The organism is Klenkia soli (assembly GCF_900103975.1).
Classification (GTDB): Bacteria; Actinomycetota; Actinomycetes; order Mycobacteriales; family Geodermatophilaceae; genus Klenkia; species Klenkia soli.
In genome coordinates, this window is the sequence record NZ_FNIR01000004.1 from 56067 (window position 1) to 70261 (window position 14195).

Annotated in this window: 17 protein-coding genes and 1 pseudogene; 9 read left to right on the top strand and 9 right to left on the bottom strand. The window is 75.5% G+C overall.

The genetic code is table 11. The features are described 5' to 3' along the window. The first annotated feature begins 10 nt into the window (after positions 1–10). Positions 11–304 (top strand): WXG100 family type VII secretion target, encoded by a 294-nt coding sequence (locus tag BLS67_RS07050; RefSeq protein ID WP_091242190.1) that lies wholly within the window; start codon positions 11–13, stop codon positions 302–304. Positions 305–310: 6 nt separating this feature from the next. On the opposite strand, the gene BLS67_RS07055 is transcribed toward BLS67_RS07050, so the two are convergent. Both BLS67_RS07055 and BLS67_RS07060 read right to left on the bottom strand, forming a co-directional pair. Then, complete coding sequence (locus BLS67_RS07055; protein WP_242653878.1) at positions 311–1228, bottom strand: MFS transporter permease; 918 nt, start codon at positions 1226–1228, stop codon at positions 311–313. Then, complete coding sequence (locus BLS67_RS07060; RefSeq protein ID WP_091242193.1) at positions 1225–1713, bottom strand: hypothetical protein; 489 nt, start codon at positions 1711–1713, stop codon at positions 1225–1227. Before BLS67_RS07060 ends, BLS67_RS07055 begins: the two co-directional genes overlap by 4 nt. 79 nt (positions 1714–1792) lie before the next feature. Between BLS67_RS07060 and BLS67_RS07065 the strand changes: the two are divergent. Further along, positions 1793–2302, top strand: a pseudogene (locus BLS67_RS07065) (MaoC family dehydratase); the annotation flags it as partial. A 31-nt stretch (positions 2303–2333) separates the two neighbouring features. Here the strand turns inward: BLS67_RS07065 and BLS67_RS07070 are convergent. Beyond that, entirely contained in the window at positions 2334–2738 is a 405-nt protein-coding gene (locus tag BLS67_RS07070) for an NUDIX domain-containing protein (RefSeq protein WP_207500391.1), read from the bottom strand. A 50-nt stretch (positions 2739–2788) separates the two neighbouring features. Between BLS67_RS07070 and BLS67_RS07075 the strand changes: the two genes are divergently transcribed. The 5 genes from BLS67_RS07075 to BLS67_RS07090 all read left to right on the top strand — a co-directional run bounded on the left by BLS67_RS07075 (position 2789) and on the right by BLS67_RS07090 (position 6096). After that, on the top strand, positions 2789–3409 hold the full coding sequence (locus BLS67_RS07075; protein WP_091242200.1) for a DUF6758 family protein: 621 nt from the start codon (positions 2789–2791) through the stop codon (positions 3407–3409). 89 nt (positions 3410–3498) lie between these two features. After that, positions 3499–3657, top strand: coding sequence for a hypothetical protein (locus BLS67_RS23710; RefSeq protein ID WP_165617507.1), 159 nt, complete (start codon positions 3499–3501; stop codon positions 3655–3657). A gap of 22 nt (positions 3658–3679) precedes the next feature. Then, complete coding sequence (locus BLS67_RS07080; protein WP_091242204.1) at positions 3680–4345, top strand: PH domain-containing protein; 666 nt, start codon at positions 3680–3682, stop codon at positions 4343–4345. A gap of 23 nt (positions 4346–4368) precedes the next feature. After that, positions 4369–5226, top strand: coding sequence for a PHP domain-containing protein (locus BLS67_RS07085; RefSeq protein WP_091242207.1), 858 nt, complete (start codon positions 4369–4371; stop codon positions 5224–5226). A 33-nt stretch (positions 5227–5259) separates the two neighbouring features. Continuing rightward, positions 5260–6096: a RecB family exonuclease gene (locus BLS67_RS07090; RefSeq protein ID WP_091242210.1), complete on the top strand. Its 837-nt coding sequence runs from the start codon at positions 5260–5262 to the stop codon at positions 6094–6096. Positions 6097–6131: 35 nt separating this feature from the next. On the opposite strand, the gene BLS67_RS07095 is transcribed toward BLS67_RS07090, so the two are convergent. The 4 genes from BLS67_RS07095 to BLS67_RS07110 all read right to left on the bottom strand — a co-directional run bounded on the left by BLS67_RS07095 (position 6132) and on the right by BLS67_RS07110 (position 10983). Beyond that, positions 6132–6998, bottom strand: a complete 867-nt coding sequence (locus BLS67_RS07095; RefSeq protein ID WP_091242214.1) for an oxygenase MpaB family protein — start codon at positions 6996–6998, stop codon at positions 6132–6134. Next, complete coding sequence (locus BLS67_RS07100) at positions 6995–7891, bottom strand: alpha/beta fold hydrolase (protein WP_242653880.1); 897 nt, start codon at positions 7889–7891, stop codon at positions 6995–6997. The genes BLS67_RS07095 and BLS67_RS07100 overlap by 4 nt, the downstream gene beginning before the upstream one ends. Positions 7892–7970: 79 nt before the next feature. Beyond that, entirely contained in the window at positions 7971–9104 is a 1134-nt protein-coding gene (locus tag BLS67_RS07105; protein WP_091243029.1) for an outer membrane protein assembly factor BamB family protein, read from the bottom strand. A 34-nt stretch (positions 9105–9138) separates the two neighbouring features. Beyond that, complete coding sequence (locus BLS67_RS07110; RefSeq protein WP_242653881.1) at positions 9139–10983, bottom strand: DEAD/DEAH box helicase; 1845 nt, start codon at positions 10981–10983, stop codon at positions 9139–9141. Between the two features lie 212 nt (positions 10984–11195). On the opposite strand from BLS67_RS07110, the gene BLS67_RS07115 reads away from it, so the two are divergent. Continuing rightward, positions 11196–11852: a ferritin-like fold-containing protein gene (locus BLS67_RS07115; RefSeq protein WP_091242224.1), complete on the top strand. Its 657-nt coding sequence runs from the start codon at positions 11196–11198 to the stop codon at positions 11850–11852. A 138-nt stretch (positions 11853–11990) separates the two neighbouring features. Here the strand turns inward: BLS67_RS07115 and BLS67_RS07120 are convergent, their stop codons facing one another. Further along, positions 11991–12227: a DUF3107 domain-containing protein gene (locus tag BLS67_RS07120; protein WP_091242228.1), complete on the bottom strand. Its 237-nt coding sequence runs from the start codon at positions 12225–12227 to the stop codon at positions 11991–11993. 107 nt (positions 12228–12334) lie between these two features. Next, positions 12335–12997, bottom strand: a complete 663-nt coding sequence (locus BLS67_RS07125) for a TetR/AcrR family transcriptional regulator (RefSeq protein WP_091242231.1) — start codon at positions 12995–12997, stop codon at positions 12335–12337. Positions 12998–13068: 71 nt separating this feature from the next. Between BLS67_RS07125 and BLS67_RS07130 the strand changes: the two genes are divergently transcribed. Further along, on the top strand, positions 13069–14097 hold the full coding sequence (locus BLS67_RS07130) for an alpha/beta fold hydrolase (RefSeq protein WP_242653882.1): 1029 nt from the start codon (positions 13069–13071) through the stop codon (positions 14095–14097). The last annotated feature ends 98 nt before the right edge of the window (positions 14098–14195 follow it).

Consider the following 14195-nt stretch of genomic DNA (forward strand, 5'->3'; position numbering starts at 1 on the left):
AGGAGGAACCATGAAGGTCGACATCGCCACCCTGCAGGCCATGGCCGCGCAGTGCCAGGGGGAGGCCGCCGAGCAGTCGGCCCGGCTGGGCACGCTGTCCTCGGGCATCGACACCGGGGTCACCGACGGGTGGACCGACAGCGCGGCCGCCGTCCAGTTCCGTGCCCTGTACGACCAGTGGCGGGCCGGCAGCGCGGGCGTGAGCGAGGCCCTTTCGGGCATGGGCCGGCTGCTCACCGACGTGGGCAACGCCTACCAGCAGCACGAGGCCGAGATGGCCGCCCGGATCGGTGCGATGGTCTGATCGGGGTCAGCCCGGCCGGTCGCCGTCCCCCGCGGGGACGGCGACCGGCGGCGGGCCGGCCACCGCACGGGCCCGCCGCAGGCGCTCCCACGGCAGGATCGACAGGATCGCGATGCAGTGCGGCAGGAAGATGATGCCGACGCCGGCGTAGACCATGACGTGGAAGCCGAGCAGGAACAGGACCAGCCCGATCCGGGCCCGGTCGCTGCGCACCAGCAGCATCAGCGGTGAGAGGAACTCGAAGGCCAGCATCGCCCACTGGGCCGCCGGCAGCAGCCAGGCCACGTCCAGGGTCCAGGTGGCCAGGTCGGTGCCGCGGCGCACGATCGCGCGGGTCAGGGTGGAGCCGGTGGCCCAGTCCCAGCCGCCGAACCGCATCTTGGCCCAGGCGGCCAGGAAGTAGGTGAGCATGACCGTGACCAGGATCGCCGCGGCCCCGAACCCGGCGGCCTGGGACGACCGGCGGTCGCGCCAGCGGGCCACCCCGATGGTGGGCAGCACCGCCAGGGCGACGAGGTAGGCGATCCGGTCGTGGTCGACCTTGCCGTAGCTCATCGCGATGACCATCCACTCCGCGTACAGGAGGAAGACGGCGGTGCCCAGCAGCCGGGGTGCCCGTCCGCTCGCCGCGACGACCGCGGCGAGGACGAGGGCCCACTGCACGACCAGCACGACGGTGTGCGTCGGGGTGGGCAGGTGCAGGATCCGCCCGATCAGCAGCGGTTGGTAGTACTCGGTCGGGACGTCGGCGTGCGCCTTGACCCACGCGGTGGTGAGGAAGACGTCGACCGGGACGAACAGGTAGGCGATGGTCCGGAAGACCGCGATGCGGGCCAGCGGCACCGGGCGGAACCACCAGCGCGGGGTCAGCGGCACCGCGGGCTCGGTCTCGGGGCGCACGGCCAGCTGCGGCGCGGCGCTCACGGGGCACCGTCCAGGTCGTAGGACACCAGGACGTCGTCGGTGTAGGCCCCGGTCGGCTCGCCGTCGGCGAGCTCGATGTGCCGCTGGACGACCTCGACGCGGACGAGCTCGGGGCCGCCGGGGTGCCGCGACTCGTAGGACTCGGCGAGCAGCCCGAGCAGCGAGGGGTCGTCGACCAGCCGGGGCAGCTGGCCCTCGAACTCGGCCCGGCGCAGGCCGACCTCGCCGCCGGACAGCCGCACCTCCTCCTCGGCCGCCGTCACGCCGACCACCCGGGTGGAGACGACCGGGGTGTCCGGGTCGGCCCGGGTGGAGTACATGCGGAACGGGCCGAACGGGAACTCGGAGTCGTCGCCCCACACGCTGCCGGCCAGCAGGAGGGCCAGGACGACCGCGGCCGCGGCCAGCCGGGCCCGTCGTCCGGCGGCACCGAGCCGCACGACCTCCGGTTCGGCCTGCACGTCGGGTGCGGTCTGGAGGGTCACCGGCCCATCGTAGGATCGCCGACGGCCCGATGCGGTCACCCGCGCAGGGAACGTCCAGGTCAACGACGACAGGAGCCCATCCGTGCAGTTCGGCCGGTACTACGAGGAGTTCGAGGTCGGTGCGGTCTACAAGCACTGGCCCGGGAAGACGGTCACCGAGTACGACGACCACCTCTTCTGCCTCATCACCATGAACCACCACCCGCTGCACCTGGATGCGCACTTCGCCGGCGAGACCACCGAGTTCGGCAAGAACGTGGTCGTCGGCAACTACGTCTACTCGCTGCTGCTGGGCATGAGCGTGGCCGACGTGAGCGGCAAGGCGATCGCCAACCTGGAGGTCGAGTCGCTCAAGCACGTGGCCCCCACGTTCCACGGCGACACGATCTACGGCGAGACCACCGTGCTGGACACGACCGAGTCCCGGTCCAAGGACGACCGGGGCGTCGTGCACGTGGAGACCATCGGCTACAAGCAGGACGGCACCGTCGTCTGCGTCTTCCGGCGCAAGGTGATGGTGCCCAAGCGCTCCTACGGCGACGCCCGGGGCGGCGAGCAGCCCGGCCGTCCCGAGCCGGTCCGCCGCTAGGTCGTCCGCCGCCGGTTCGTCCGCCGCTGTGTCAGCAGCGCGGCAGCTGGCCCCACCGGGTCAGGGCCTCGACCAGACCGGGGGTGCAGCGCAGCTGCCCGAGCCCGGCCAGGTCGACGAAGGCCACGTCCGCGGCGTCGTCCCCCGCCACGGGGACGGCGCCGGGGTCGACCATCGTGCAGGCCAGGTCGACCACCTCGTAGACCGGCGCGCCGGCCGGCACCAGGACCCGGCCGACCTCGGCGCCGGCCACCACGTGCAGGCCGGTCTCCTCCAGCACCTCCCGGACGACGGCGGTCGCGTCGTCCTCGCCGGGCTCGACGCGGCCCCCGGGCACCGACCACGCCCCCCGGTCGGGGTCGTGGCCGCGCTGCACCAGGAGCAGTCGTCCGGTCGCGTCGTGCACGACCCCACCCACGCACGCCACCGGGTCCACGTGCCCAGTGTCGTTGACAGGAGGGGGCCCGGACCGAGACGGTGGGCGGGATGAACGTCGGTCCGGTGTGCCCTCGGTGCGGTGGTGACATCCCGACCCGCCCCGGGTCCGACGAAGCCTGGTGCCACCTGCACGGTGCCGTGACCCCGCTGCACCACAGCGCGGTGCTCGCCCACGACACGCTGGCGGCGGTCTGCCTGGACGCGCGGGTGCCGGCCTGGGTGCCCGACCCCATGCCGGCGGGGTGGGCGGTGACCGGGGTGGCCTGGGGCGGCGAGGCCGGCGCGCGCGGCATCGTCGTCGACTGCGCGGGCCCGGCGCCGCTGGGGGGAGCGGCCGAGCTGGTGCTGGTCGCCGAGGAGCCGGGCACCGGGCTGGGGGCGGGGTACGCGGGCCTGCCGTGGTTGGACCCGGGGGAGCTGCTCGCGGGGGCGTCCAGCGCGTCGGTGACGGCCGCCGGGCAGCGCGCCGCGCTGTGGTCGGTCCCCACCACCGCCGACCGGTCGGCCTTCGTGGGCGAGGCCTTCGGCGTCTGGTTGTGGCTCGTGACGTGGCCGGCCACCGCCGCGTGGTTGCTGGCCGAGGACCTCGTGCTCACCGACCTGCGCGACCGGGTGCCGCCGGACCTCCCGCTCGCGCCGCCCGGTGAACACTTCCTGCCCGGTGCCTGACATCGGCGGCGTGGCGCGCCCGTGACTGCTGCGGCCTGTGTTACCCATGTGGTCCGCGGTCCACGGGGTCGTCGAGGAGGAGGTGTCGGGTGAACGTCAAGAAGCTGCTCAGCTTCGTCGTCATCGCGTTCGTGCTGTTCTACGTGATCTCGCAGCCGGAGCGGTCTGCCGACATCGTCCGCACCACCGGGACGGCCCTGGCCGACGCGGCGGGGCAGTTGTCCACGTTCGTCGGCTCCCTGTTCTGACCCGCCCGGCGGTGGCACGGCGATGACGCGTCCCCGGACGTCCGCGCCCCTCGGGCGGGACGCCGGCCGCTACCTGCTGCCCGGCGAGAAGGCGGTGGTCAACCAGCGTCGGCACTGGGCCGCGCTGGTGCGCCCGGCCGTGCGCGGGGTGCCCGTGCTGCTGGCCGGGGTCTGGGTGCTGGCGGCGGACCCGGACAACCGGTTCACCGTGCTGCTCGGGCTGGCCATCGCCCTGGGCGCGCTGGGCTACCTGGGGTTGGCCGCCGGCGAGTGGTGGGTCCGGCACTTCCTGGTCACCAAGCGCCGGGTGCTGCTGAGCTCGGGCGTGTTCGTGCGCAAGGTCGCGGTGATGCCGTTGCGCCGCATCACCGACCTGACCTACCAGGAGACCCTGGTCGGCCAGGTGCTGGGCTACGGCGGGTTCCGGTTCGAGTCGGCCGGGCAGGACCAGGCGCTGTCCCAGATCACCTACCTGCCCGACGCCAAGAAGATCTACGACGACATCAGCGGTCTGCTGTTCCCCAGCGACGCCGGCCGCGGCGGCGGGGACGACGAGGAGGGCGGGGACCCGACCCGACGCCCCGAGCCGCGGACGCCGGCGCCGGCCGCGCCGGAGCGGCACAGCACCGGCCCCATCCCGGGGTTCCGCAGCGCCTACCCGCGCGGTCGGGCGACGCGCAGCAGCTGACCCGGTGCGGCAGGCTGGACCCGATGCGCATCGACCTGCACACCCACTCGGCCGTGTCCGACGGCACCGAGTCCCCGGCCGACCTGCTCGCCGCGGCGGTCGCCGCCGGGCTGGACGTGGTGGCCCTCACCGACCACGACACCACCGACGGGTGGGACGTCGTCCGCGCGGCACGTCCGGCGGGGCTGACCGTGGTGCCCGGCATGGAGCTGTCCTGCCGCTGGTTCCCCGCCCAGGGGGCGCCGATCAGCGTGCACCTGCTGGCCTACCTGTTCGACCCGGCGGCCCCCGAGCTGGCGGCCGAGCGGGCCCGGCTGCGCGCCGAGCGGCTGACCCGGGGCGAGCGGATCGTGGCCGCCCTGGTGGCCGACGGGCACGCCGTGTCGTGGGACGGGATCGTCGAGCGCAGCGCCGGTGGCGTGGTGGGTCGACCGCACGTGGCCCGCGCCCTGGTCGAGGCCGGCGTCGTCGGGTCGGTGGACGAGGCGTTCGCCGGGCCGCTGCACCACACCAGCCCCTACTACGTGGCGAAGGCCGACACCGACGTGCTCGACGGCATCGCGCTGGTGCGGGCCGCCGGCGGGGTGCCGGTGTTCGCGCACGGGCTGGCCCGGTCCCGCGGCCGGGTGGTCGGCGACGAGGCGCTGGCCGCGATGGCCGACGGGGGCCTGCTGGGGCTGGAGGTCGACCACCCCGACCACGCCCCGGCCGACCGGGCGCACCTGCGCGGGCTGGCCGCCGACCTCGGGCTGCTGGTGACCGGCTCCAGCGACTACCACGGCACCAACAAGCGCACCCCGATCGCGGCCTGCACCACCGGGCCCGACCAGTACGAGCGACTGGTCGCGGCGGGCACCGGCAGCGTCCCGTTCGCCGACTGAGGTCTGTCGGACCCGCGGGATACGGTGCCGGGCATGACCGGACAGCTCGAGATGCCCGGCATGCCCCGCAGGCTGTTCCCCGCCACGCCGAGCAAGCTGGCCAGCTTCTCCGACTGCCCGCGGCGCTACCGGTTCGCCTACCTGGAGCGGCCCACCCCGCCCAAGGGCCCGCCGTGGGCGCACAACACGGTCGGGTCGGCGGTGCACGCCGCGCTGCGCTCGTGGTGGGAGCTGCCGGTGCCCGAGCGCACCCCGCGGGCGGCCCGGCAGCTGCTGTACGGGCACTGGTCGGCCACCGGCTTCGCCGACGACGAGCAGTCCGCCGCCTGGCGGGCCCGCGCGGCCGGGTGGCTGGACGACTACGTGCCGACGATGGACCCCACCGACGAGCCCGTGGGCACCGAGCGCCAGGTCGCGGCGACCACCGAGCGGCTGGCGGTCAGCGGCCGGGTCGACCGGATCGACGCCCGCGGCGACGAGCTGGTGGTGGTCGACTACAAGACCGGCCGGCACCCCAGCACCGACGACGAGGCGCGGGGGTCACCGGCCCTGGCGCTGTACGTGCTGGGCGTGCGCCGCACCCTGCGCCGGGCCTGCACGCGGGTCGAGCTGCACCACCTGCCCAGCGGCACCGTGGCGGCGTTCGAGCACACCGAGAAGTCGCTGGCCAACCACGTCCGCCGGGCCGAGGACGTCGCCGCCGACATCACGGCGGCGACCCAGGCCCGCGACGACGGCGCCGACGTCGACGAGGCGTTCCCGCCGGTCCCCGGCCAGCAGTGCGGCTGGTGCGACTTCCGCCGGTCCTGCCCGACCGGGCAGGCCGCCACCCCGGCACGCGAACCGTGGAGCTTCCTGCCGGTGACGTGATGGAACGGCCCTGGTGCAGGGGCCCGCGCCGAGCGTCAGCGAGGGGTGGGGGGCACCAGGGTCCTTCTCCGTGCCGCGCGCAGGGTCGGGTTCTCCCGCACCCGGGGCGGCACGGCCAGGGTGGTCGCCCGGAAGGCGCGCAGCGAGGCGGTGGTCGCCGGTTCGGTGATCGCCAGCCCCGGCAGCCCGTACATCGACCGGGCCCACCGCGGCAGGGTGGCCAGACCCAGCGAGGCCAGCCCGGCCCAGGCCGGCCGGGCCGGGGTGAGCAGCTGCACCCACCCGGGCATCGGGGGGACGACGACGAAGCGTGCGGCCTCGCGCGCCGGTCCGGTCATCGCCAGCTCGGGCATGACCCGGTCGAAGTAGTCGGCCAGGTCGGTCACCGAGCGCGGCACGTCGGCGGGCTCGCACCCGATCAGCTCGGCCGCCACGGCCTGCTCGGCCACGTACGCGTCGGCGTCGGCGTCGGTGAGCGGGACCCCGGAGCGGCGGGCCACCGACAGCAGCGAGTCGACCTCGCAGGCGTGCACCCACAGCAGCAGGTCGGGGTCGTCGACGGAGTAGGCGCGCCCGGTGGTCGGCTCGGTGTCGGACTTGCCGCGGTGCATGCCCCGCACCCGGCGGACGGCGCGCAGGGCGTCGCGACGGGTGCCGAAGGTCAGGGTGGCGACGTACTCGGCGGTGCGGGTCAACCGGGCCCAGGGCTCGTGGGTGAACCCCTCGGAGAACCGGTGGACGCCCCCCATCGCGACCGGGTGCAGGGCCTGCAGCAGGAGGGCCCGGATGCCGCCGACGGAGAAGCTGGGGTCGGCGTGGATGCGCCAGGTCACCGAGTCGGGCCCGAAGAACCCGGCGAGGTCCTCGGCCGGGGTGAAGTCCCGGGCCGACGTGCCGCTCATGCGTCGACCCCGGCCGGGACGCCGGCCCAGAAACCGGTCAGCAGCTCGACGGTGCGGACGGGCTGCTCGATGGCGGGGGAGTGCACCGAGCCGCCGATCACCTCGTGCTGGGCGCCGAGGCGGTGCGCCATGTCCTCCTGGGCGGCGGGGGTCCAGGCGTCGTCGTCGACCCCGTGGGCGACCAGCACCGGCACCCCGGTGGCCCGCAGCTCGGCGACCCGGTCGGGCTCGCCGGTCATGGCCGCGGCCATGCCGGTCAGCCCGGCCGCGTCGTTGGCCAGGAACCGGCGGGCCAGGAACTCCCGCACCGGTGCGGGGACGGCGGCGGCGAGCGGGTCGGTGAGCGCGAGCTCCTCGAGCGTGCGGTGCACCAGGGGGACGCCACCGGCGGCCAGCAGCGGGGCGAGGTGGTCCAGCAGGTCGGCGCGCGGGCCGGTCAGCCCGACCGGGCCGCTGCCGAGCAGGGTCAGCGAGGCGAAGGTGCCCGGGTCGGCGAGGACCGCGGCGCGGGCGACGATCCCGCCGAAGCTGTGGCCCAGCAGGTGCAGCGGGCCGGTGCCGTGCAGCTCGGTGGCCACGGCGAGGACGTCGGCGGCGAGCTGGTCGACGGTGTAGGCGGCCTCGTCGTCGGGCCCGGGGGACTCGAACTGGCCCCGCTGGTCGATCGCGACGACCCGCCACCCGGCGGCGGCCACCGGATCCAGCAACGGCGCGAAGTCCTCCTTGGACCCGGTGAACCCGGCCACCAGCAGGATCGTGCCGCGGGGGCCGGGCCCCGTGTCGAGGGCCGCGAGGGGCCCGGTGCGGCCGGCGAACCGGGTGCGGGTGGCGTGGTGCGGGGTGAGCTGCCGCAGGTCGTCGGGTGCGCTGCGTTCGGAGCCGCCGGGGAGCATGACCACCATTAGACGCGCCCGCAGGGCTCCGCGCTGCTGGCCGCGCCCTCAGGGGGGACGGGTGGTGCTCCCGGCCGGGTCAGCGGTAGGCGGCGACCGCGTCGGTCGTCGTCACCACGACGGTGGACCCGACCAGGGCGGTGCGGCCGCCCGCGGGCACGTCGTCGGCGGTGGTGGACCGGGACACCTCGGCGCCGGTGGCGAGGTCCCGGGTCACGAAGGCGCCCTCCTCGGGCACGACGACGGTGCCGGGGTCGGCCTTGTCGTCGGCCGGTGCGGGCAGCCCGAGGCCCGGGACCGACCAGCGGACGGCGCCGGTGGTGGCGTCGAGCGCGGAGGCGGTGCCGCCGGCCCACACCAGCGCCGTCGTGTCCGCACCGGTCTGCAGCAGCGGTCCGTCCGCGGCGCCCGGAGCCAGCGCGAGGGCCTGCAGCGTCGTCCCGTCGGCCTGGGACAGCACCTCGAGCTGGTCGCCGACGACGACGTCGACCAGCCGGTCGGCGCCCACCACCCGGGCCGGGTCCCCGCCGAGGTCGCGGCTCCACAGCTGCGTGCCGTCGAACCCGTCGAGCAGCACGACCTGGGAGCTGCCGTCGCGGCACTCCTGGACGGCGGCGACGCCGGTGCTGCCGGCCTCGGCGGAGGTCAGCCGGCAGCCCGCGGGGGCGGCGTGGTGCCAGCGGACGTTGTTGCCGACCGGGTCGACGGTGGCCAGCCCGGTCGGGCTGCTCGCCAGCACGATGCGGTCGGTGCTGCTCAAGGTCGCGTCGGGGCGGAAGCCGACCGACCGGTACCAGAGGCGCTCGCCGGTCGCGGCGCGCAGGGCGGTGAGCTCGTTGCACCGCCCGCCGGTGGAGAACAGCACGACCACGACGTCGTCCACCGAGGTGGACCCGCACAGCCGGGCGCCCGTGCGGGTGTAGTGCCAGGCCTCGTCCCCGGTGGCCGGGTCGAGCACCGACACGCCGTCCGCGGTCGGCACCACGACCCGGCCGGACTGCACGGCCGCGGGCGGTCCGTCCAGCGGGGCGTCCCAGACCTGCGAGACCTGCGCGGCCGGCGACCCGGCACCCGGCACCGCGGCCTCCGCGGTGGTGCTGGAGGTCGCGGCCGCGTCGGAGCCCCGCCAGGCCAGCACGGCGACGGCGACCACCACGAGGGTGGCCGCCGTCCACACCCAGACCCGGGCGGGCGGGCGACGTAGGCGGCTCACACCGAGATGGTGCCCGACCCGTGCCGCGGCCCCGTCACGAGGCGGCGGGCTCGCCGCCCCCGCTGCGGCCGGAGCCGCCGCGCCGACGCCGGCGACGCGGACGCGGGGTGCCGTCGCCCTCGGCGGCTGCTCCACCGGTCGCGGGCGCGGCGCCCGGACCGTCGGCGGCGGCAGCCGCACCGGCTGCGGCCTCGCCGTTGCCCCGGGTCCGGCGCCGGGGACGGCTCTTGGGCGGGCCGACGGTGGTCGGCTCGTCCTCGGCGGCGGCCTCCCGGCCCGGGCCCGAACGCCCGCCCCGGTCGGCGCCGCGGTCACGGTCGCCGCGTCCGCCGTCACGCCCACCGGTCTTCTGGCGCTTGCCGGTCTCGCCGAGGTCCTCGAGGGTCTCGGCGCCCAGGCCCTCGCGGGTGCGCTGGGCGCGGGGCAGCCGACCGGTCGCCGTGGTCGGCACGTCCAGGTCGGTGTAGACCCACGGCGAGGTGGAGTAGGTCTCCGGCGGGTCGGCGAAGTCCAGGTCCAGCGCCTTGTTGATCAGCTGCCAGCGGGGGATGTCGTCCCAGTCGACCAGGGTGACGGCGACACCGGTGCTGCCCGCACGGCCGGTGCGGCCGATGCGGTGCACGTAGGTCTTCTCGTCCTCGGGGCACTGGTAGTTCACGACGTGGCTGACGCCGGTGACGTCGATGCCGCGGGCGGCGACGTCGGTGGCGACCAGGACGTCGACCTTGCCGGCGCGGAAGGCGCGCAGGGCCTGCTCGCGGGCGCCCTGGCCCAGGTCGCCGTGCACCGCGGCCGCGGCGAACCCGCGGTCGACCAGCTCGTCGGCGACCTTCTGGGCGGTGCGCTTGGTGCGGCAGAAGACCATGACCAGGCCGCGGTCGCGGGACTGCAGCACGCGGGACAGCAGCTCGGGCTTGTCCAGGTTGTGCGCGCGGTAGATGAACTGGGTGGTCTGCGGGACCGTCGAGCCCTCGTCGTTGCCGTGCGCCCGGATGTGGGTCGGCTGGGTCATGAACGACCGGGACAGGGTGACGATCGGGCCGGGCATCGTGGCCGAGAACAGCATGGTCTGCCGCTGGTCGGGGACCATCGCCAGGATCCGCTCGATGTCGGGCAGGAAGCCCAGGTCCAGCATCTCGTCGGCCTCGTCGAGCACCAGGCCGCGCACCTTGCCCAGGATCAGGTGACCCTGCTGGGCGAGGTCGAGCAGCCGGCCCGGCGTGCCGACGACGACCTCGACGCCGGTCTGCAGCGCGGACACCTGCGGCTCGAAGGCCCGGCCGCCGTAGATGGCCTGCACGCGGATGCCGCGCTTCGCGCCGGCGGCGGCGAGGTCGCGGGAGACCTGCACGCACAGCTCGCGGGTGGGGACGACGACCAGCGCCTGCGGGACGCCGTCGGCACCCTCGGAGGGCGGGGTGACCCGCTGCAGCAGGGGGACGCCGAAGCCCAGCGTCTTGCCGGTGCCGGTGCGCGCCTGGCCGATCAGGTCGTTGCCGGCCAGGGCGAGCGGGAGGGTCAGCTCCTGGATGGCGAAGGTGCGGGTGATGCCGTTGTCGGCCAGCGCCGCGACGATGTCGGGGTGCACGTCGAAGTCGCTGAACAGCGGGGCGTCGGGGGGCACCGGGGCGCCGCCGAGCGCGTCGATCTCCTCGACCACCTGCTCGGGTGCGGGAGCGCCGGTCTCGGCGTGGTCGACCTCGGGGGTCTGCGGATCGGACAGGGGGGTGTGGCTCGTGGTCAGTGCTCTCGCCTCGGTCTGGAGGGGGGCTGCGGTGCGGTCGGTGTCGCCGACCCGTCGCGGGCCCCGGTCGGGGGTGCTGCGATCAGTTCCAGCGCCGACGCGGCCAGCAGACCGGGCGTCGTGGGGCAGACTCACCCGGGAGACCGACCGTGGTGCCGCTGGAGCAGGTTCGCGTCCAGGGTCCCGGCGGTCGTCGTCCAGCGGTCATCAGCGCACACGGAGAGCGAGCCGTGCGGCCCGCCGCCGTCATCCTAGCGCGGGATACGGTCCGTGCAGGTCCCGCGGCAGGTCGCGGGTACCCCCGACCCCCTGCCGGGGTCGGTGACCGCAGTCGAGGAGGTACCCCGGTGAGTGCCCCGAACGAGGTCGGCCCGGCCGTCGTCGACCTGCTGGGCGTGCTCGCCTACGCCGAGCTGACCGCCTTCGACCGGTTGGCCGAGGACGCCCGGCTGGCCCCCACCCTGGACGGCCGGGCGGCGCTGGCCCGCATGGCCGCGGCCGAGATCGCCCACCACCAGCGGTTGGACGAGCGGCTGCGCGAGCTGGGGGTCGCCCCGGCCGACGCCATGGCCCCCTTCGTGGCGCCGCTGGACGCCTTCCACGACTCCACCCGGGCCGGCACCTGGCTCGAGGGGTTGGTCAAGGCCTACGTCGGCGACGGCCTGGCCACCGACTTCTACCGCGAGGTGGCTGCGTTCCTGCCCGAGCCCGACCGGGGCCTGGTGCTCGAGGTGCTGGCCGACACCGGGCACGCCGACTTCGCCGTGCGCGAGGTGCGGGCGGCGATCGCCGAGGACCGACGGGTGGGCGGCCGGCTGGCGCTGTGGGCCCGCCGGCTGGTCGGCGAGGCCATGACCCAGTCGCAGGCGGTCATCGCCGAGCGCGACGAGCTGGCCGACCTGCTCATCTCCGGCACCGGCGACCTCAACGGCATCGCCGAGCTCCTGGGCAGACTGACGACGGCGCACTCGGCACGCATGGAAGCGTTGGGCTTGAACGGGTGAAGGGCTGAGCCGGGGACGGCACAGGCACGGTGGTCGCCCGGGACGGAGGTCGGAGACCTCCTCCCGGACGACCACGGACGCGCTCGTCGCCCCAGGGGGACGGCCGTTGGCCGCGGTGCGATCCGGAGGATCGCAGTGCTACTGCCCGCTGGCGATGAAGCCGACGCGGCGGGTGTCGGCCTCGGCGATCTCGACGTAGGCGATCCGGTCGGTCGGGACGACGATCCGGCGACCGCGGTCGTCGACCAGGGTCAGCAGCCCGTCCTTCGAGCCGGTCATGGCCTTGGAGACCTCGGCCGCGATCTCGTCGGGGGTCTTCGGGCTGTCGATGACCAGCTCGCGGGGGGAGTGTTGGACACCGATCTTGACTTCCACGCTGGAGATGCCTCCTCAGGTCTGGCGGCCGCTCTGGCTGCTGCGCCACGACGCTAGCCGAGCCGCGGGGCCCGGGTGCGGCGTCGGGGTGCGCCGACAGCGAACGCTCAGGAGGGGGAGGGGTGGTCCGCGTCGCCCAGCCGCGGGAAGCCGGAGATGCCGCGCCAGGCCAGCGAGCTCATCAGCGCGACGGCCTCGTCGCGGGTCACGGTGCCCTTGCGGGGCAGCCACCACCGGGCGCTGGTCTCGGCCAACCCGGTCATGCCGGAGGCCAGCAGCAGGGCGCGCTCGTGGTCGACCCCGGTGTCGGCGGCGATGACCTCGGCGATCGCCTCGACGCACCCGCGGGTGCCGGCGTCGACGATGCGGCGGACCTCGTCGTCGTTGCGGAGGTCGGACTCGAACACCAGCCGGAACGCCTCGCCGTCGGCGTCGACGAAGTCGAAGTACGCCCCGACGGCGCCGTCCACGCGCGTGCGGTTGTCGTCGGTGCCGCTCATGGCGGCCCGCATGCGTTCGGTCAGCTCGCCGACCTGCTGCTCCAGCAGGGCCAGGTAGAGCTCGCGCTTGCCCGGGAAGTGCTGGTAGAGCACCGGCTTGCTCACCCCGGCCGCCACGGCGATGTCGTCCATGGCCGCGGCGTGGAACCCCTGGGCGACGAAGACCTCCTGCGCGGCGCGGAGCAGCTGGAGGCGTCGCGCCCCCCGGGGCAGGCGGGAGGTGCGACGAGCGGGGTCGTCGGCGGGTGCGGTTCCACGGGAGGGCTGCATGGCCCGGCAGATGTTACCGACGAGTTCGTCCGGGCGTGGTCCGGAGGCGGTGGTGGTCTACCGTCGCGCGGGTGCACGACGTCCGCCCGGCCCCTGCGCCCACCCGCACCGGGACCACCACCGGGGACCACCGACCGGCCGGACGGTCCGCTGCCCGGCTGCCGGCGGACACCGGGCCGTGGTCGCCGTGGCCCGGTGAGCAGGTGCCGGCCGACGGCGGCACCGTCTACCTCCGGCACACGCCCTACGCCGGTGCGGGCGACGTCCCGGCCGGGCGGGGCCTCTACGTGCACGGCCTCGGCGGGGCCTCGACCAACTGGACCGACCTCGCCGGCCTGCTGGCCGTACGGCTCGAGGGCTATGCGCTGGACCTGCCCGGGTTCGGCCGCTCCGAGCCGCCCTCGGACGGCGGCTACTCCATCGCCCGGCACGTGCAGGCGGTCGAGGCCGTGCTCGCCGACGTCGCCGGCCGGCCCGGTGCCGGCCGCGGCGAACCGGTGCACCTGGTCGGCAACTCCCTCGGGGGCCTGGTCAGCCTGCTGGTGGCCGTGCGGCGTCCCGACCTGGTGGCCACCCTCACGCTGATCTCCCCGGCCATGCCGGTCTACCGGGTCCCGCCGGCCTTCGACCGGGCGATCGCGCTGCTGCTGCTCCCGGGCGTGCCGAGCCTGGCCGAGAAGCGGATCCGCCTCGGGGCCCCCGAGGACCGCGTCCGGATGACGCTGGAGATGTGCTTCGGCGACCCCGGTCGGGTCCCGGACGAGCGCATGGCCGAGGCGGTCGCCGAGATGCGGCTGCGCGACGAGCAGGCCTGGGCCGGTCGGGCGCTCACCCGCAGCATGCGGGGCCTGATGACCTCCTACCTCCGGGTCGGCCGCGGCAACGCGTGGCGGGCCGCCCAGGCGGTGCGGGCGCCGGCGCTGGTGGTGTGGGGCGACCAGGACAAGCTGGTCGACCCGCGCCTGGCGCCCCGGCTGGCGGGGGCGCTCCCCGACGCGCGGCTGCAGGTGCAGGCCGGCGTCGGGCACGTCGCGATGATGGAGGCCCCCGAGGACACCGCCCGGGCCGTCCTGGCGATGCTGGAGGAGGCCGACCGGTGAGGGGCCGGTGGCGGGGGTGACAGCTGCGACGGGACGGTCCGACACGCCTGCCCGCGGACCCCGCGCGGGGTCGTGCGGCCGGCGGCCCGTGAGAACCT